At 62.2% G+C, this 16,356-nt stretch carries 18 protein-coding genes and 1 pseudogene; 6 read left to right on the top strand and 13 right to left on the bottom strand.

The genetic code is table 11. From position 1 onward, the window contains the following. Nucleotides 1-7: 7 nt before the first annotated feature. Complete coding sequence (rarD, locus tag PMI40_RS14985; RefSeq protein ID WP_008116916.1) at nt 8-904, bottom strand: EamA family transporter RarD; 897 nt, start codon at nt 902-904, stop codon at nt 8-10. Nucleotides 905-998: 94 nt separating this feature from the next. Further along, on the bottom strand, nt 999-2,588 hold the full coding sequence (locus PMI40_RS14980; protein ID WP_008116914.1) for a diguanylate cyclase: 1,590 nt from the start codon (nt 2,586-2,588) through the stop codon (nt 999-1,001). Between the two features lie 210 nt (nt 2,589-2,798). Here PMI40_RS14980 and PMI40_RS14975 point away from each other — a divergent pair, with 210 nt between their 5' ends. Then, entirely contained in the window at nt 2,799-3,131 is a 333-nt protein-coding gene (locus PMI40_RS14975) for a hypothetical protein (protein WP_008116912.1), read from the top strand. Nucleotides 3,132-3,142: 11 nt separating this feature from the next. On the opposite strand, the gene PMI40_RS14970 is transcribed toward PMI40_RS14975, so the two are convergent. The 5 genes from PMI40_RS14970 to PMI40_RS14950 form a co-directional block, all read right to left on the bottom strand. Next, a complete protein-coding gene (locus PMI40_RS14970; protein ID WP_008116910.1) occupies nt 3,143-3,448 on the bottom strand; it encodes a hypothetical protein in 306 nt (101 codons plus the stop codon). 364 nt (nt 3,449-3,812) lie between these two features. Next, a complete protein-coding gene (locus PMI40_RS14965; RefSeq protein WP_008116907.1) occupies nt 3,813-4,580 on the bottom strand; it encodes a substrate-binding domain-containing protein in 768 nt (255 codons plus the stop codon). Nucleotides 4,581-4,696: 116 nt separating this feature from the next. Continuing rightward, nucleotides 4,697-4,990 carry a hypothetical protein gene (locus PMI40_RS14960; RefSeq protein ID WP_008116905.1) on the bottom strand — a complete coding sequence of 98 codons (294 nt, stop codon included), beginning with the start codon at nt 4,988-4,990 and terminating at the stop codon, nt 4,697-4,699. 160 nt (nt 4,991-5,150) lie between these two features. Further along, on the bottom strand, nt 5,151-5,918 hold the full coding sequence (gene map, locus PMI40_RS14955) for a type I methionyl aminopeptidase (protein ID WP_008116904.1): 768 nt from the start codon (nt 5,916-5,918) through the stop codon (nt 5,151-5,153). Further along, a complete protein-coding gene (locus tag PMI40_RS14950; RefSeq protein ID WP_008116902.1) occupies nt 5,915-6,127 on the bottom strand; it encodes a ParD-like family protein in 213 nt (70 codons plus the stop codon). Before PMI40_RS14950 ends, map begins: the two co-directional genes overlap by 4 nt. 306 nt (nt 6,128-6,433) lie before the next feature. On the opposite strand from PMI40_RS14950, the gene PMI40_RS14945 reads away from it, so the two are divergent. Beyond that, nucleotides 6,434-6,781: a hypothetical protein gene (locus PMI40_RS14945; RefSeq protein WP_157221568.1), complete on the top strand. Its 348-nt coding sequence runs from the start codon at nt 6,434-6,436 to the stop codon at nt 6,779-6,781. On the opposite strand, the gene PMI40_RS24610 is transcribed toward PMI40_RS14945, so the two are convergent. Continuing rightward, a complete protein-coding gene (locus PMI40_RS24610; RefSeq protein ID WP_369770845.1) occupies nt 6,776-7,006 on the bottom strand; it encodes a helix-turn-helix domain-containing protein in 231 nt (76 codons plus the stop codon). The two genes, PMI40_RS14945 and PMI40_RS24610, sit on opposite strands and share 6 nt — an antisense overlap. Nucleotides 7,007-7,576: 570 nt before the next feature. After that, nucleotides 7,577-8,235: pseudogene (locus PMI40_RS14935) on the bottom strand (Crp/Fnr family transcriptional regulator). A gap of 405 nt (nt 8,236-8,640) precedes the next feature. On the opposite strand from PMI40_RS14935, the gene PMI40_RS14930 reads away from it, so the two are divergent. Together PMI40_RS14930 and PMI40_RS14925 are read left to right on the top strand one after the other, a co-directional pair. After that, nucleotides 8,641-9,054, top strand: coding sequence for a hypothetical protein (locus PMI40_RS14930; RefSeq protein ID WP_008116893.1), 414 nt, complete (start codon nt 8,641-8,643; stop codon nt 9,052-9,054). Between the two features lie 7 nt (nt 9,055-9,061). Further along, complete coding sequence (locus tag PMI40_RS14925) at nt 9,062-9,283, top strand: helix-turn-helix transcriptional regulator (protein WP_008116891.1); 222 nt, start codon at nt 9,062-9,064, stop codon at nt 9,281-9,283. A 60-nt stretch (nt 9,284-9,343) separates the two neighbouring features. Here PMI40_RS14925 and PMI40_RS14920 read toward each other — a convergent pair whose 3' ends face one another. Both PMI40_RS14920 and PMI40_RS14915 read right to left on the bottom strand, forming a co-directional pair. Further along, nucleotides 9,344-9,607, bottom strand: a complete 264-nt coding sequence (locus PMI40_RS14920; protein ID WP_008116889.1) for a hypothetical protein — start codon at nt 9,605-9,607, stop codon at nt 9,344-9,346. A gap of 109 nt (nt 9,608-9,716) precedes the next feature. Continuing rightward, a complete protein-coding gene (locus tag PMI40_RS14915) occupies nt 9,717-10,040 on the bottom strand; it encodes a hypothetical protein (protein WP_040502115.1) in 324 nt (107 codons plus the stop codon). Nucleotides 10,041-10,304: 264 nt separating this feature from the next. Between PMI40_RS14915 and PMI40_RS14910 the strand changes: the two genes are divergently transcribed. Together PMI40_RS14910 and PMI40_RS14905 are read left to right on the top strand one after the other, a co-directional pair. Further along, the gene (locus tag PMI40_RS14910) at nt 10,305-10,973 is read left to right on the top strand and encodes an SOS response-associated peptidase (protein WP_008116883.1); all 669 of its coding nucleotides are present in this window, start codon (nt 10,305-10,307) and stop codon (nt 10,971-10,973) included. Nucleotides 10,974-11,092: 119 nt separating this feature from the next. Continuing rightward, nucleotides 11,093-11,380, top strand: coding sequence for a hypothetical protein (locus PMI40_RS14905; RefSeq protein ID WP_008116880.1), 288 nt, complete (start codon nt 11,093-11,095; stop codon nt 11,378-11,380). Between the two features lie 203 nt (nt 11,381-11,583). On the opposite strand, the gene PMI40_RS24275 is transcribed toward PMI40_RS14905, so the two are convergent. After that, entirely contained in the window at nt 11,584-11,742 is a 159-nt protein-coding gene (locus tag PMI40_RS24275; protein ID WP_008116878.1) for a hypothetical protein, read from the bottom strand. A 133-nt stretch (nt 11,743-11,875) separates the two neighbouring features. Beyond that, complete coding sequence (locus PMI40_RS14900; RefSeq protein WP_008116876.1) at nt 11,876-16,345, bottom strand: glucoamylase family protein; 4,470 nt, start codon at nt 16,343-16,345, stop codon at nt 11,876-11,878. Between the last annotated feature and the right edge of the window lie 11 nt (nt 16,346-16,356).

The following is a 16,356-nucleotide window of genomic DNA, read 5'->3' as shown; positions in this document are numbered from 1 at the left end:
TTCGGTGTCATTCGACGTTGCGTCGCATCAGTCTTCTGCTATGCAACATGGTCAGCACGACGGCCATCCAGATCGGCGCATAGGTCCCCAGTTGCCCCGGCAGGAGGCGTTCGCCCAGCACCGCCATGGCGACCAGCACCAGCAGCACCGGTTCGACATAGCCCAGGATGCCGAACAGACCCATCGGCAGCAGCTGTCCGGCCGCCAGGTAGGACGCCAGCGCCACCATGCTGGCGACCCCCAGCAAAGGCAGCAATACGGCGGCCAGCAACGGCTGGCTGGCCGCCTGTGCAAAGGCGTCTGCCTGGTACAGCAGCAACACCGCCACCGGCGCGATCAACAGCAACTCGACGGCGAACAGCATCAGCGAATCGAGGGCGACGCGACGGCGCAGGATGAAATAGGGCGGATAGCCCAGCGCCACCACCAGGGTGGTCCACGAAAATGCGCGCGTGAGCCACAATTCGTGCGCCACGCCCAGCATGGCGCAGGCCACGGCCAGCTTTTCCAGCGGCGCCAGGCGCTCGCGATAATGGAAGCGTCCGACCAGCACCATCGAGAGCGGCAGCAGGAAGTAGCCGAGCGAGACTTCCAGCGCCCGGCCATTGACCGGGGCCCACAGGAACAGCCACTGCTGCAATCCCAGCAGCGCCGCCATGAGCAGCAGGCAGGCCAGCTTTGCCGGGCTGTCCAGCAGCGTGCGCAAGGCAGCCGGCAGGCTGCTGGCCCGGCGCTGCCAGGCCAGCAGCAGCAACACAGCCGCCAGGGTCCACAGGATGCGCCAGGCGAAGATGGTGGTGCCGTCCAGCGGCGCCAGCAAACGGGTATAGCCTGAGAGGAAGGCGAACAGGGCCGAGGCCAGCACCGAGAGTGCGATGCCGCGCGCGAGGTCTGGATGATTCATCGAGTGCGAAGTGAGTGGGGCGCTGGTGCCGCAGGCGGCGGCAAGGCGCAAGTCGGCGATTGTACGCCACCCTCACCGCACTCTGCCGTACGCCTTAGAGGTCCTGTCCGCTACGCGCCGAGTGCGGGCGCGCCAGTTCGTCGCGGGCGATCACCTTCAGGCTCTGGGGTGCGGTCACGATACGATCGCGGCCGCCGGCCTTGGCCTGGTACAGCGCCTGGTCAGCGCTTTCGATCAGCGCCAGCGGGCTGTCGTGGGCCTGCACCGGGTCCAGCGCGGCCACCCCGATGCTCACGCTCACGTGTCCGTGCCGTCCGCCGGAGTGCGGCAGCCGCAGTTCGGCAATGCTCTGGCGAAGGGTGTTGGCCAACGCGGTGGCGCCCCGGATGTCGCAGTCGGGCAGCACCAGCGCGAATTCCTCGCCGCCATACCGCGCGGCCAGGTCGCGTCCACGCCGCTTGCTGCGGCCAATGACGGCCGCTATCTGCTTGAGGCAATCGTCGCCCTTGGTATGCCCATAGACGTCGTTGTACAGCTTGAAATAATCGACATCGATCAGGATCAGGGCCAGCGGGCCTTTTTCATTGGCCACGCGCGCCAGCTCGGCACTGAGCGTGCGATCGAAATGGCGGCGATTGGCCAGCCCCGTGAGGCCATCGTGCATGGCCAGCTGCACCAAGGTGGCATTGAGCTGATCGGTCTTGACGCGCGCCTTTACCGCCTCCACCTCGGCGCGCGCCTGGCGCTTGATCTGCCTCACCAGGCGGCGGCCCATGGTCGCCAGCACCCCCACCAGGAACAGGATCCCGATGGAACGCACGTACGCATCGTGGCGCCAGCCGGTGAGCAATTCATCGGTCGACACGGCCACCGTCATGAACATCGGATAGCGCGGCAGGCGCACGAAACTGTTGATGCGCTGCTCGCCATCGAAGCGCGCCGCCAGTTCGATGCTGCCACGGTCACGCCTGGAGGCATGGTCGCGAAAGATCGCCGAATTGCTCAAGTCCTGTCCGGTGCTCACCTCGCCGCGCGTGCTGCGGATGAGCAGCATGCCGGTGTCGAGCGCGAACAGGATCAGGCCGCGATGGCCGACGTCGAAGTTCTCGTAATACCTCTTGAAGTAATCGAAGGAAATGGTGGCCAGTACCACGCCGCCGAAAGAGCCGTCGGCGCGAGTGATGCGCCGGCTGATGGTGAATATCCACAAGCCGGTCGATTTGCTCTGTACCGGAGGCCCCAGATAGGGCAGGTCGTCGGCGTGATCGCGATGATGGATGAAATAACTGCGATCGGCGTTGTTGTGCGTGGTATCCAGCGTCTGCTGCGAATTGACCAGCCAGCGGCCGTCCTGGTCGTAGACGAAGATGCCGTTGAGCTGTGGCAGCTCGTTGACCTGCATGACCAGCTGGCGATGAATGCGTTGCAGCGATTTCGGGTCCAGCCCATCCTCGGCGATGTGTTCCTGCACTACCCGCAGCACCAGGTCGGCCTCCTGGTAGATATCGTCGGCATGGCGCGCCAGCGCCTGGGCCATGTTGCCGGTGTCGATCGCCGCCTGGGCCAGCATACGCTCGCGCGCCTGCCAGGTGCGCCAGCCATCGACGCCGATCAGGGCGGCGCAGGCCAGCACCACGAACAGGGTGGCCAGGCAGACCGAGGAATGCCGTCGATTCAGTAGCATGATCGGCTCCCCTGCATGGTGTTGTTCACGTTGCCCCCTTCCTGGTCTGGATGCTGCAACACAGGGTAGGGCAAGGTTCCCGGCTTTTGCATCAGGCAATGCCTGAGACGAGGCGAGGGCGTGCGTGTGACAACTCAGGCAATTCCTGATGCGCAACAGGCAACCATCCCGTCTAAGCTAGCGGCCGGATTGATATTGCAGGGGAATCACATGGGAAACGCCGATGGTCATCACGGCAAGCGTGCACTCAAGGAAGTCTCGGTGCAGCAATTGGAGACGGCGATTGCCGCCGCACTGTACAAGATCACCGCGCATAAATACCAAGTCGATATCAAGCGCTTCGACCTCGACCTGGGTGACGACAGCGCCGCGCGCGATGGCGCCGTCATCGAGATGAAGGTCATCGATTCAGGTATAGGCATCTGCATGACACGCCCGTCGAGCCATTTTTCGCTCGATGCGTTGCCGGGGTGCACGAATGCATTGGAGCCCGGTCTTGCGGACCGGGCTCCAACTTTGAATAACGAGGATGTGAAGGCCTAGCGTCGAACCTGTTATGCGCCTGGCGAGGTGCCCATCGGACCATCCTTCAGTTCACGCGCATAAGGATTGGCCTTGTTCTGGCCGGTGTCGCGACCGGTATGGTCCATGTACTGACCGTTCTGGTCCTGGTAATTGGACGACGAGGGCGAGCTCGATTGGTTGCCCTGGTAATCGTAGTATTGCGCGGTCGAGGATGAATTTTGGTACTGCTGCTGTGGAGCCGATGAATCATAGCCACCCTGGTATGACTGGGCATAAGCACCGGTGCTCAATGCGGCGGCGGCCAACAAAGCTACGCTGATGATCTTCTTGGACATGGCTGTTCTCCTTGGTTGGTCGTTCCGCTGATTGCGGAAACGTGATGTCATCATAGGAAATCCAGCACGGCGCGACAGTCGGCGGTGCTGGCTACTTCGTGTCGGACGATTCGCGCGGGTCTGACAGTTTCATGGCCGGCGCCAGTCCTGGTTGCCGCATCGGCGTCGGGTCCGATGACCGATTCTGCGTCTTGCCCAGGCCGAGCTCATCGGTGCAATCTCCGGGCCAGTCAAGGCGTTGCTATCGATGGCGACGTGCCGTGGAGGATCGGCGCTTGGCCTACGCCGGGGCGTCGGGGGTATTGCTGACACCATCGGGCAATTCGTTACAAGATATTACGGCCGTGCGAAATAGCGCCTGCTATCAGTCGACCTTGGGCATCAGGCCATGCTCCCGCATGGCCTGGCGAGCATGCTCCTGTGAGAACATCGTCAGGAACGCACGGGCAGCACCGGTCGAACCGGATTGCGGCGAGATGCCGGCGGCGTAGACGGTATAGTTCTGGATCGCTGCCGGCAGCGGCCCCACCAGTCGGGCGCCCTTGACCGCCAGTATTTCGCTTTGCTGGTGCAAGGCCAGCGCCGCACTGCCGTCGAGCAGCTTCTCGGCGACCAGCCCGCCCGGCACCAGTACCTGCTTGGCATGCATCTGCGCGGCGATCCCCAATTGCTCGAACAGCTTTTCAAGATAGATGCCGCTGGAACCACCGGCCTTGGGGTCGATGACGGCCACCGACGGTGCGGCCAGTAGCGCGGCCTTGAACTGTGCCACGGTGGCGATGGCCGGCGCCGGTGCGCCAGCCTTGACGGCTACGCCGATTCCCACCTGCGCCAGTTCCCGTGTCGTGCGCGCATCGACATAGCGATCTGCGACCAGGGCCTTGAGCAGCGGGGCCGGTACCACGGTCAGGTCGAAACGTTCACCGCTACGGATACGCCGTTCGGTGACACCACCGGTCGCGTTCTGGACCTCGACATGCATGCCGCTGCGACGTTCGAAGTCGGCGGCCACGCTGCGCACCACCGGCGCAATGGCGCCCGCGGCCAATACCTTCAGCTCGTCTGCGCAAGCCGGCAGCGAGGCTGCCATGGACAGGGATGCAACGATGCACAGCAATGCACGTACGAGCATGGTGACTCCCGATAGGGTGGATGGAGGCTGGCGCCGGTAGCCCCGGCAACGCGAGGGAGATTCTACGCGATGCCCAGGGCGGCGTGTGGCCGGTGCAATTGCCTGCCAGCAGCTTGCTAGCAGACCACCTCGTAGGCCTTTCCTTCCATCAGGTAACTCACGAACGACATCTTCAGGTATTTCATGGCCCCCATGGTGCGCGCAAGGCGCACCGCGCGTTCGGCCAAATCGGCGTCGCGCTCCATCGGATGCGGCGCCACCACGAACGGCCACGGCTGCAACGGATCGATATGCCGACCCAGTGAACTCAGGACGATGTCGCAGTGGATCCCGTCCTGCTCGACCTCGAACTCGACCTGCAAGGGGGCCGCCTGGTCCATGGGCTGGTAGGTGACGCGAAATCTGGGCATGGCTTTTCTTTCGGTGGTTTGAGCAGTCTTCCGCCTCATCCTAGGAACAAAGTTGCCATTCAGATATCGGGAAATTCCTTAGTTGGGCTCGTTCGTCGCTACGTCCGCAAGCCGGGCACCGGTTTGGTGAAGGTGACTTCCCGGGCCTGTCGGAGAGGCGCTAGCCGGGACACTTCTCGCCGGCACGCAGGGTCAGCACCTGCGCACCGTTGCGCGTGACCGCGATGGTGTGCTCGAATTGCGCCGACAGCTTGCCGTCGCAGGTGACCACGGTCCAGCCATCGTCTTCGGTCTCGACATCATGCTTGCCCTGGTTGATCATCGGCTCGATGGTAAATACCATGCCTTCCTGCAAGCGCAGGCCGGTGTTGGGCCGGCCCCAATGCAGCACTTCCGGTGGTTCGTGCATCTCGCGCCCGATGCCATGCCCGCAATATTGCCTGACCACGGTGTAGCCGTTCTTGCGCGCGTGCTGTTCGATGGCATGGCCGATATCGCCAAGCCGCGCGCCCGGGCGCACGGCCTTGATGCCTTTCCACATGGCTTCGTAGGTCACTTGCACCAGCCGCCTGGCCGGCGCCGAGACTTGTCCCACCAGGTAGGTCTTGCTCGAGTCGGCGATATAGCCATGCTTTTCCAGCGTGATGTCGAAATTGACGATGTCGCCGCTTTGCAATACATCGGCAGGCGATGGCACGCCATGGCAGACCACGTGGTTGCGCGACGCATTGAGTGCATAGGCATACCCGTATTGCCCCTTGCTGGCCGGGCGCGCGTCGAGTTCGCCGACGATGAAGTCGTCGACCATATCGTTGACCTGCATGGTCGACCTGCCGATCAGGTCCAATTGGTCCAGGTGCGCGAATACCGCAGCCAGCAATTTTCCGGCCTCGGCCATCAAGGCGATTTCTTCAGGGCGCTTGGTCATCGTGCCGCTACCCTGATGGCTTGCGGCACGACCCCGGCGGCGCGCAGTTCGGCGGCCGCGATGTCGTTGAAGCTCTGCGTCGGATTCATCTCGCTGAGCATCCCCACCTTGATCCAGAAGGCCGCTTGCGCATTGATCGAGCGGCACGACACCGCCGTGGCCTTGCGCAATTGGTCGTGCAGTTCGTCGTCGATATTGACAATGCCCATGTCTACTCCATATATGAAACGTATACGAATCATACACTAACGTCGCGGGCTGTGTCTTGGCGCTCCCTACCCGCGCAGGGGCCATCGATGCGCCACCAGCGTCATCCACGCATCGCCTGGCTTGCCTTCTTGCTGACGCTGTCGCCGTTCATCCATCGGCCTGTCGGCCCAGCGGGTTTCATTTATCCGATAGCCCGCATGGGTCTGTTCGATATCGAACAGACCCACCGCAACGGGTGGCAATAGTATGTATCCGGTGGGCGCGCAATGGTTTGCGAACTTCAGGCAGCGTATCCGGAGAAGATCTTGAAGATAACGGCGCTAGTAGGCGGAGTCGTCAGCAGCGACTTCGATAGCAACCTGATACAGCAGGTAGAGCTGGGTTTCGTCAAGGCCCCGCTGGTGCGCGAAAAATATCTCGTGGTGGCCATCGGCAACCAGCATGGAGAAATCTACCGGCTCATCGGCGTCGATTCCGAGTCGGAGCTGGCAGGCCTGCTCAAGACGCTGGAAGGGGTGAACCTGTTCCGGCAACGCTCCGATATCCTGGGGCCAGGCCCCAGGTATCAGATCGTGCTGTTCCAGCCTGGCACCGTGGAAGCCATCGGCAACCGCATGGGACGGGCCGTCCAGAACAGGCGAAGGACGCTATAGCGCCTGGGCGTATATCCGCGTTTCGCCTTCGTAGCAGGAGCATGCCTGTCCTTCGAGACGCTGGCGGTTCAATATCCTCACATGGCCACGGCTATATTCGATGATGCCGTTCTTGCGCATCCTTATCGCCGCATCGGTGATGCCTACCCGCCGCACACCCAACACCGACGCCAGGGTCTCCTGCGTGATCTCGAACTCGGTCGCATGCGCGCGATCCTGGCTCATCAGCAGCCACTTGGCCAGCCGCTCGTAGATGGTATGGAACTTGATGTAACGGCAAGTGCTGTAACTGTTCGATGACAACGTTGATATAACGATTGATGACCAGTTGCAGCGCCTTGTTCTGGTTCATCTCCTGGCGCAACGCGGTTGCCGGTATGCGCCATGCCTGCCCGGCATAGAGCACCGACGCGGGAAAGACGGTGGACTTCAGGCCGAGGGCGAAGGGAATGCCATACATTCCCTCGCGACCGATCATCCCGACTTCGAAGTTCTGTGTCGCATCACCCAGCGACAGCACCGAAATCAGGCCGCTGACCGGGAAATAGACCTGGCTGACCTTGTGCGTCGAAATAACGTCGCCCACGTTGAGTTCGACCAGCTTGCACTGCTTCAGAAAATGCGATCGATCGCCTTGGGACAAAGTCGCAATAATATGATTCTGGTCATGTTCCAATTCATCTCTCGGGTGATGGTAAGGGCCAATGGCCCGCGCGCAGGCCCGTTTACCGTTTCAATGAATGGATTATGTTCCTTTTGATTAACTGTCACTGTCCGTTAACGAACATATGCGGGTCACGCAGAAGGCTTGGCGCGACAGGCCGCCGCCATATAAGGCAACAGCCTGTGGGTCTCTTTCTTGACTACCGCGTAGCATTCGCAGCACAGCGTCTCCAGCCGTGGCCGATCGACGACGGTGAGCCGGCCCCGGGCATATTCGATCACGCCCAGCCTCTGCAATTTTCCGGCCGCCTCGGTCACCCCTTCGCGGCGCACGCCCAGCATGTTCGAGATCAGTTCCTGGGTCATCGCCAACTGAAAGCCGGACAGCCGGTCCAGCGACAATAACAGCCACCGGCACAATTGCTGGTCGATGGAGTGGTGTCGGTTGCACACCGCCGTCTGGGCCATTTGCGTCAGCAGCGCCTGGGCATAGCGCAGCATCAGGTTCAAGGTATGGGGATTGCCATGGACGGCGTCCCTGAATCGAAGAGCGGACAGGCGATACGCCCAGCCGGCGCTCTGGACGATGCACCTGCTGGGCGTGCTGCCGCCTCCCATCAGCACGGCGATGCCGACGAAGCCATCGTTGCCAACGATGGCAATCTCGGCCGATGCGCCGTTTTCCATCACCGACAGCAACGAGCGATCGAGTCGACCGGGAAATAGACATGGTGAAGTTTCTCGCCGGACTCGCACAAGACCATGCCCAGCGGCAACTCGACCCTCTCCATCTGGGCCTGAAGCTGGGCTTGCGCTTCAGGCAACAGCTCGGCGAAGAGGAAGTTTGCGAGTGCAGAGTCCCCGGATATGCATGTATTTTTTCCGTAGTGGTGGGTGTCTCGAGACGAATGTGGTCCTGTGGATTATAGGAAATACAGCCCGCTCCATATGTACGGTTGCGAACATAGTGAACCGGTTTTCTTATGTGGAACGGGGCCATACTGTGGTGCCCTCGGTCGTAACGAAAAATCCGGCAGTTCGGCGGTGCGCGCACTGGCTGACCAATCGGCCCGCCGTGTCCGCCATGTCCGCCGATGCACGACTGCCGTGCGCTAACGATAAAGAATCGATCGCCTGCTATTTGACAGGTAAACCTGACATCTATAAAGTCATGTAAACCTTACATGGAGCGTTCTATGTCTTTTGCCACCTTGCCACACTCGCACGCGGCTTCTCCCAGCCGGCGCTACGTCATTCGTACCCTTGCCTTCATGGCCGTCTACGCCGTGCTCAACCTCGGTGCCATTCTGGGGGTATTCGACACCTGGATCGGAACGCCGGCCGGATGGGGGTTGGCGCTGGCGGTAGCGCTGCCGGTGGCGGGGCAGGTGTGGTCGCTATGGCGCCTGATTGTCGAGAGCGACGAATACCTGCGCGCGCTATGGGCCAAGCGGGTCATCCTCAGTGCAGGCATCGTCATGGTGGTCTCGAGCGCATGGGGCTTCGGCGAAAGCTATGCCGCAGCGCCGAGCCTGAACGCCTTGCTGATCTATCCCTTGTTCTGGATGGTCTCGGCAGTGGTCTGGCCGCTGGTGCGTTCAAGTCGCTGAGCCCGGGATGAAGAACCATTTGCGCGTGCTGCGTGCCGAAGCAGGCTGGACCCAGGCGCAGCTGGCCGAGCGCCTGAGCGTGTCGCGCCAGGCCGTCAATGCGCTCGAAGTGGATAAACACGACCCGTCGCTGGACCTGGCCTATCGCATCAGTGCCGTGTTCGGCCGGCCGGTGGAGGAAATATTCGAGAATCCTCATCCGCCAGCTGCGCGCAAGACCGCAGGGTAGGGGTGCCAGGGGAGGAGGCACGAAGCAGGCAATGACGCAGTGCGATCCGCGCCGGCGGCATCAAGGTGAGAGCCGCTGGTCGTGATGACGCCGGGCATCGCGCTTGGCGATTGCAATCAGTGCGCGCGAGAAGGCGTTGTCGAAGGCGATCTTCGGGGTCATTGCCTTCTGGTCGATCCATTCGGCGAAAATGCTGACCGCAGCCGCCCCGGTATCGAGCCCATACGGACGGACGTTGGTAAACGAGCAGAACTCTTGATCGAAACGGGTCACCGTCACCTCGATCTGGATACCCTTGTAGATCTTGATCCGACTCCTGTGCATCGTCTGGCTCCTGTTCGCAAGCATCGATTGCAGCGCAAGTGCCGGGGGCAGCATCGCAGCCTCGCAGCGAGAGGATGAAGCCGCCGCATCGGCAGCCCACCGGGTCTTTTCAACCGTGTCTTGAGGTGCCGAGCCTGAGCCAGTCGGCGTCGTCGGCGCCGCTGTAATACACCGTGATGGTGTGCCTGTCCTGCTCGGCTGAAATTGCATGAAGCACTTCGGTGACGACCTGGCGGGCCGGTACGGCATCGCCCTGGCTATCGTGCAGGCATAAGCGATCGCCCACCGATGGCACCACGTGCATGCGTCGTAGGGTTCTCAAGCTCGCTGACGAGCGACAGCCGTGCTGTCGAAATACAAATAGGCACTCGATCATCACTGCCTCCTGTTGGGTCAACGCCGCGTTATCGGCGTTATCGGCGTTATCGTCCACACCACCGGTCCTGGCGCAATAAAAACAATGATGACCTCCAGCGCAACGGACGGGGCGCCGGCAGGCATCGTGCGTCCGATCATGCGCTGCATCAGGAGCGGCGTCCGTTCGGTATCGAACATTGAAACGGCAGGCCGGGCGTGACATCCAGCCCGCAGCGCTATGCGCCTTACCGTACATACGCTTGCGTCACCAAGGTTTAACGTCAATCGCGACGACCGGAACCAGGGCGTGGAACCAGGGCGTGACAGAGAAAGGCATGACATGTGCTTGAACTACAAGGCAGGCTCGAAAGAAATCGTTGCCGGGCTCACCGGTGCCGATATCGACGGTGCATCGTCCTGGTCCGATGAGATCTGGCAAGACTATGCGGCGCCGGTGATTCGTGCCGGCCAGGGTGGCGCGCCGGAATTGATCGTCGGCACCTACGGCATGGTGCCCAGGCGGATACAGCAACCCGACATCCGGCAGTCCACCATGAACGCACGTGCCGAAACCATCGCCAGCAAGCCGGCCTATTCCAGGCAGTGGCATACGGTGCAAACCTGCCTGCTGCCGACGCAATGGTTCTACGAACCTAACTATGAATCGGGATTTGCCGAGCGCTGGGCCATCGGGATGGCCGACGACCAGCCATTCTGCGTGGCCGGTATCTGGAAACCCTGGACCGAAGAGGATGGCAGTTGCACGTTTTCGTTTGCGCAGATCACCATCAATGCCGACGGCCACCCGCTGATGAACCTCTTTCACAAGCCGGGCGAGGAAAAGCGCAGCCTGGTCATCGTGCCAAGATCGCAATACCGGCACTGGCTCAATATCGACTCTCCCCAGGCTGCGCGGGCGATACTTGCGCTCTATCCAGCCGGCCTGATGAAGGCCTGGCGCGCGACCAAGGGACGGCGCACCAGGCCAATGCCGGTATCGCTGTTCTAGGCCGGCCCGCATCGCGGCGGATCGGCATGCTGCCACGCTACTGTGCGGTCGGCAGCATGAATGACCAGACTACATGGCGCAGTGTTGCGCAGTGGATAACGACTTGCAAAGGAGAAGTGATGCCCACCCGGAAAATTGCCGCAGACGATCCGTCACCGGATCCGCCGCAAGTCGAGACAGCCAGGATCGCCGCCCAGGCCCGCATGGAGAAGATATGGCAACGGCAGGAACTGGCCGGGACCTGGCCCTCGGGCCAGGCGAGCCAAGCAAGCCCGGCGCCTGCTGCCGATCCTCGGATGTCGCCGCCAGGCCAGGCCGATATCGACCAGCAGGAACATCGAGAGAAGGTCTATGACGACGGCGATATCTTTCGTGGTCGTCCCGGCCGCGCGACGCATATACCGTAATGGGCCATCCGATCTCCACAGACGGCGCACCGATTTTTTCTGGCGCTGTGTTCGGTAGCGTACGGCGCACAAGCAAATCTATAACTATATTGAATGCAAGGTGATGGTCCTGGGCCCGGGACTCCACCTACAATCCGTCCCCCCCGGATTGTGGCCCCTGACCCCGTTGGTCAGGGGCGCTTTTGTTTGGGCGCCAGCAACACTCACCTCCGGGATGAAAAGCTGGCAGCCCGCCGTTGCGACACGCGCGCCAGGGGGTGCTTGTTCCAGTGCCACTCGGCCACATAGTGGGCCGCGCCAAGGAAGGTGACGATGACGACCGCGGTGCAGCCGGAGATGGTCAACAGATAGGTGCCGATCATGATGCTCTTCCTTGGAATGTGCCGTTTTCGATGTGTTCATGATAATGGCGCTTCCCGGTAGTGCCTTTAGTGCGTTTCCTGATGAGACAGTGTTTCAGCCTCAGGTAAAACCCGAGTGCCTGCTTGTGGCCACTCAGGGTATGACAGTGGCGGCGGCGCGATGGACCAGGATTTCAACGTCATGTACTCGTCCATCGGCCACCAGTGTGAGGAAATCCTGCTGCTGGAGTTCGCCGTCGACCACATAGCGGGACGCTGCCTGGCCTGCCTTCCCGGCTTGCTGTTGCGTGATCGTGATGTGATATGGGGTGCCTTGATAGCTATACTCCAGGCGGTAGCCTTGCCAGTCCTGCGGCAGGCACGGCTGGATACGAAGCTGATCGGCCTTGATGTCAAGTCCCAGCAGCTGGAACAGCCACGGAACGTGTTCCGCGTCCGAGCGCGGGCGGCGCGTACACAGGATCGCGCCACGCAGGCTGTCGATTTCGGTCTGGACGAACAGGTTGCTGAAGGCCTGGTGCATGACATCGGCTGCAGCCGGCGCCAGTACCACCTCGGTGTAGCTGGTCAATTCCAGCGTGCGCGCCAGGTTCGATCGATTGCTGAACCTGGTGCGGCGCAATTCGATGTCGTCTTCCGGCGAAACCATGATTTCGGTGTGCGTCTCGATATCATGGTCGTTCCGGTCGAACTCGGCTCGGCCCTCTGAAAAGACGACTTCGTAGTGGGTCTGCGTGGGCGGCGCCGGCTGGCTGGTGGTGGACCAGAAGGATGCCTCGCCGACTTGCCTCACGTAACAGAACGTGCCCCAATGATCGCGTGTGCCATCCTCGCGCCAGCGGGTCAGGGCCAGCTCGCCCCAGCGACTGTATCCACTGCCGGCGCTGGTCACCATGACATGGTAGCGTCCGTTGGAAAGCAACTGGACTTCGGGCACTACCGGATCAGGGCGGTCAATGATGCGGATCGGCAGGTTCTGCGCGTCTGGCACCGTACGCACATCGGACAGGGCAGAGGCAGAGTAGAAATTGTTGCTGGCCTTGGGCACCCTTTCGTACAGCAGGGGGATGGTGGCCTGGAACATCGGCAACGCCTCGAAATAGCGTTGCATCGGCCGCTCGAGCAGCGCGTAGGCCAGCGACAGCAGGCTCATGCCCTGGTGATGGGCCATGAACGAGCGCACCACCACGTTGTCCTGCCCACGCGGAACCCGCGACGAAGTGTAGTCGATTGCCTCGTAGAAACCGTAGCGTCCTTCCAGCCCGGCCTGCTGCATGTGCTGCAGGTTGCGGCACGCTGCCTGGGGCGAGACCATCAGTGCCATCACCGATGCATAGGGTGCCGTGACCAGGTCGTCTGCCAATCCACGTTTCAATCCCAGGCCGGGAATGCCGAAGGTGCGGTACTGGTAATTGAGACTGGCGTCGAAGGTGTTATAGCCTGACTCCGAGATGCCCCAGGGCACATCGTGCAGTTCGCCATAGGCGATCTGGGCGTCGACCACGGCGCGGTAGGTCTGGTCCAGCAAGGTGTGACCGAAGGTGGGCATCACCAGTAGTGGCATGAGGTACTCGAACATGGAGCCACTCCAGGACACCAGGACCGGCTTGCCTGCGGCCAGGGTCAATTGCCGACCCAATGCAAACCAGCTGTCCTGGGGCAACTGGCCCTGGGCGATGCCGACGAAGGTAGCCAGTCGCGCTTCTGATGCCAGCAGGTCGTACGACCCGGCGTCGAGCCGGTGTTGGGTCGCGTCATAGCCGATTGCCAGCAGATGGGTCGCCGGGTCGTACAGGAAACGATACTCCATGCAGGCGTACCGGCCGGCCTGCAGCATCAGCCGTTCGATTCTGACCAGTCGTGCGGCGGCGCGCGTGCTGGCGGACCTGACCTGTGCCAGCAGCTGCTGCAACGGCAGGCTGAGAGCACCATCGGGTGGGGTGGCGCTTGCCGCCAGTACCGAATGAATGGCATGGTGCAGTTGCGCTATATGACGCAAGGTGAGCGGAGCGACCAGCAGCGTCCTGAGCGCGACGACCTGCGACGGGCAATCGTCGCTGGTTACCAGGGCCAGCCATGGGGCAAGGTGGTCGAGTTGTGCCAATGCGTCCTGGCATTGGACCTGCAGTGCAAGCGCCACGGTGGCCAGGCACGCGCTAGCCGGTGTGGCCTCGGCAGACGCCGCCAGGTGCCGGCATTGCGCGTTGAATTGCGCCGCCAGCCGGCCCAGGCTGGACAGGGCCCGGTGCTGCCCGGCCATATCGTCTGTCGCAATGGCGTGTGCGGCCTGGAGCGCCTGATGCAAGTCCATGGGGACCTGCAGGGGACAATCCTTGGCCCATTCGTCGAGCACGGCAATCGTGTCGCCGATGCCATGGAATAGTCGCGGCTGCAGCAGGCTGGCGTCGATCAGCGCTTCCAGCGCCGGGATCAGGGTCAGCAAGTGGCCGGCCAGGTTGCCGCTGTCGAAGGTGGAGATATAGGCCGGCTGCAGCGGTTGCAGAGTGCGGGTGTCATACCAGTTGTAGAAGTGTCCCTGATAGCGCGCCAGCGATGCCATGGTGCGGAAAGTATTCCGTGTGCGCTCGACCAGCCTGGCCTGCGTGATGTAGCCGAAATCATAGGCGCTTACATTTGCCAGCAGGGCCAGTCCGATGTTGGTCGGCGAAGTGCGATGGGCAAGCACCTCCACCGGGTGCAACTGCAGGTTGTCCGGTGGCAGCCAGTTGTCCGCAGGACTCATATAGGTGTCGAAGAAAAACCATATCTTGCGTGACAGGGCGCCCAGGTAACGTTTCTGGGCATCATCCAGGGCCACCGGGCGCGGCGCCACCGGCTGGCTGAGATGATAGGCAATGTAGGGGGCCAGCCACCACAGCAGCAGGACCGGCGCTGCCCAGACCAGACCCACGGGATGCGTCAGGACCAGGGCCAGCGCGGCGCAAAACGCCAGCAGGGGCGACCTCCACATGGCTCCGTAATAGCCGCGCAGGTGGTCCGCAGAGCGCAAGTGGATATCGGTCGAGCCGACCCAGTCCAGCAGCTTGCGATGCGACACCAGCAAGCGCCAGTGGGTGCGTACGATGGCATCGGCCTGATACCAGGTCTCGTAAGGCAGCAAGCCGATCGCCAGTAGGCCGTGCAGCGCCTGGTTAGCGATACTGTCCAGGCGCGCGGCAAGGTGCTGGGCCAGGCTGGTCTGTGCTGGCCATCTGAACAGGTCCAACAGCGACGACAGCAACGCCGGCAGGAAAGCCATTGCCAGCACCGTCAAGGTCCATTGCCAAGCTTGATCAAGAAAGAGCCAGCCGACCAGCGCCATGGCAGTGGTCGCCGGTGCCACCAGGCTGCGGCGCAGGTTATCCAGCAGCTTCCAGCGCGACAACGGCGAAAGCGGGTTCCTTTCATGCGCCGCGGATGACGCCCCGCTGTCCGCGGGCAACGGGACCCAAGGCATCATCCATGCCGCGATCTGCCAGTCGCCACGGATCCAGCGATGGCGTCGGCTGACATCGGTGCTGTAACGGAACGGATACTGCTCGTTGACGTGCACGTCACTGATCAGTGCGCAGCGCGCATAGCACCCCTCGAGCAGATCGTGGCTCAGGATCCGGTTCTCGGGCAGGCGGCCGGCCAGCACCTGTTCAAATACCTGGACGTCGTAGATTCCCTTGCCGGTGAAAGAGCCTTCGCCGAACAGATCCTGGTAGACATCGGATACCGCACGGGTGTAAGGGTCGATACCGACGTCGCCGCCATACAGCATCTCGAAGCGCGAGACATTGGCGCTGGCGGAACCGACCGTGATACGCGGCTGCAGCATGCCATGACCTGCCACCACGATATTGCGGCGGACGTCGCGCAGCGGCCGATTCAGCGGGTGCACCATGGTTGCCACGAGCTGGCGTCCGGCGTCGCGAGGCAAACCGGAGTCGGTATCGAGCGTGATGACGTAACGGGTGCCGACCAGGCCTGCGATGTTGCCGCCGACACATGAAAACTGTGCTGTCGATCCATCCAGCAACAAGGTATTGAGCGCACCGAGCTTGCCGCGTTTTCGTTCGTGCCCCATCCAGCAACCCTGGGCCGGGTTCCAGCGGCGAGGACGATGCAGCAGCAGGAAGTAGTCGCCGTGCGGGCGCGGGTATTTCTTATTGAGGCGCTCGATGTGCTGTACGGCGGCAGTCAGCAGCGCAGCGTCGCCTGGCAGATTCTGCGTGGGCGCATCGCCCAGGTCGGTAAGCAGGCAAAAGCGCAGGCCGGGATCGCGATTGGCCAGGAAGCGCACTTCCAGCGCATCGACCAGATGCTCCGCGCCGACCAGGCTTTGCAGCAACGACGGCACCGCCACCAGGGTAGCGGCATGCGCCGGGATGCCGGTCGAGAAATCCATGCGTGGCAGTAACGCAGGCTTCACCATCAGCGTCGCCGCCCAATTGACAAGCGACTGTGCGAGCTGGCTCGATGGCAGCGCCATCAACAGCCCGAACAGCACCACAAGTAGCTGTGGCCAATGCGCGGCGTCACCCTGTAACGCCATCCCGGTCAGGCCCAGCGCCAGGGCCAGGGTCAATGCCGAGATGCTCGCCAGGTAGATCGCCAACGGCCGCGCAG

Origin of the sequence: Herbaspirillum sp. YR522, assembly GCF_000282575.1 — a bacterium.
In the GTDB taxonomy this organism is placed as follows: domain Bacteria; phylum Pseudomonadota; class Gammaproteobacteria; order Burkholderiales; family Burkholderiaceae_D; genus Herbaspirillum.
This window is presented reverse-complemented; position numbering and strand designations above follow the sequence as displayed.

What these genes read in the sequence shown, in the direction of transcription:
- rarD (WP_008116916.1), bottom strand. Translation starts at nt 904, where the DNA reads ATGAATCATCCAGACCTCGCGCGCGGCATCGCACTCTCGGTGCTGGCC.
- PMI40_RS14980 (WP_008116914.1), bottom strand. Translation starts at nt 2,588, where the DNA reads ATGCTACTGAATCGACGGCATTCCTCGGTCTGCCTGGCCACCCTGTTC.
- PMI40_RS14975 (WP_008116912.1), top strand. Translation starts at nt 2,799, where the DNA reads ATGGGAAACGCCGATGGTCATCACGGCAAGCGTGCACTCAAGGAAGTC.
- PMI40_RS14970 (WP_008116910.1), bottom strand. Translation starts at nt 3,448, where the DNA reads ATGTCCAAGAAGATCATCAGCGTAGCTTTGTTGGCCGCCGCCGCATTG.
- PMI40_RS14965 (WP_008116907.1), bottom strand. Translation starts at nt 4,580, where the DNA reads ATGCTCGTACGTGCATTGCTGTGCATCGTTGCATCCCTGTCCATGGCA.
- PMI40_RS14960 (WP_008116905.1), bottom strand. Translation starts at nt 4,990, where the DNA reads ATGCCCAGATTTCGCGTCACCTACCAGCCCATGGACCAGGCGGCCCCC.
- map (WP_008116904.1), bottom strand. Translation starts at nt 5,918, where the DNA reads ATGACCAAGCGCCCTGAAGAAATCGCCTTGATGGCCGAGGCCGGAAAA.
- PMI40_RS14950 (WP_008116902.1), bottom strand. Translation starts at nt 6,127, where the DNA reads ATGGGCATTGTCAATATCGACGACGAACTGCACGACCAATTGCGCAAG.
- PMI40_RS24610 (WP_369770845.1), bottom strand. Translation starts at nt 7,006, where the DNA reads ATGAGCCAGGATCGCGCGCATGCGACCGAGTTCGAGATCACGCAGGAG.
- PMI40_RS14930 (WP_008116893.1), top strand. Translation starts at nt 8,641, where the DNA reads ATGTCTTTTGCCACCTTGCCACACTCGCACGCGGCTTCTCCCAGCCGG.
- PMI40_RS14925 (WP_008116891.1), top strand. Translation starts at nt 9,062, where the DNA reads ATGAAGAACCATTTGCGCGTGCTGCGTGCCGAAGCAGGCTGGACCCAG.
- PMI40_RS14920 (WP_008116889.1), bottom strand. Translation starts at nt 9,607, where the DNA reads ATGCACAGGAGTCGGATCAAGATCTACAAGGGTATCCAGATCGAGGTG.
- PMI40_RS14910 (WP_008116883.1), top strand. Translation starts at nt 10,305, where the DNA reads ATGTGCTTGAACTACAAGGCAGGCTCGAAAGAAATCGTTGCCGGGCTC.
- PMI40_RS14905 (WP_008116880.1), top strand. Translation starts at nt 11,093, where the DNA reads ATGCCCACCCGGAAAATTGCCGCAGACGATCCGTCACCGGATCCGCCG.
- PMI40_RS24275 (WP_008116878.1), bottom strand. Translation starts at nt 11,742, where the DNA reads ATGATCGGCACCTATCTGTTGACCATCTCCGGCTGCACCGCGGTCGTC.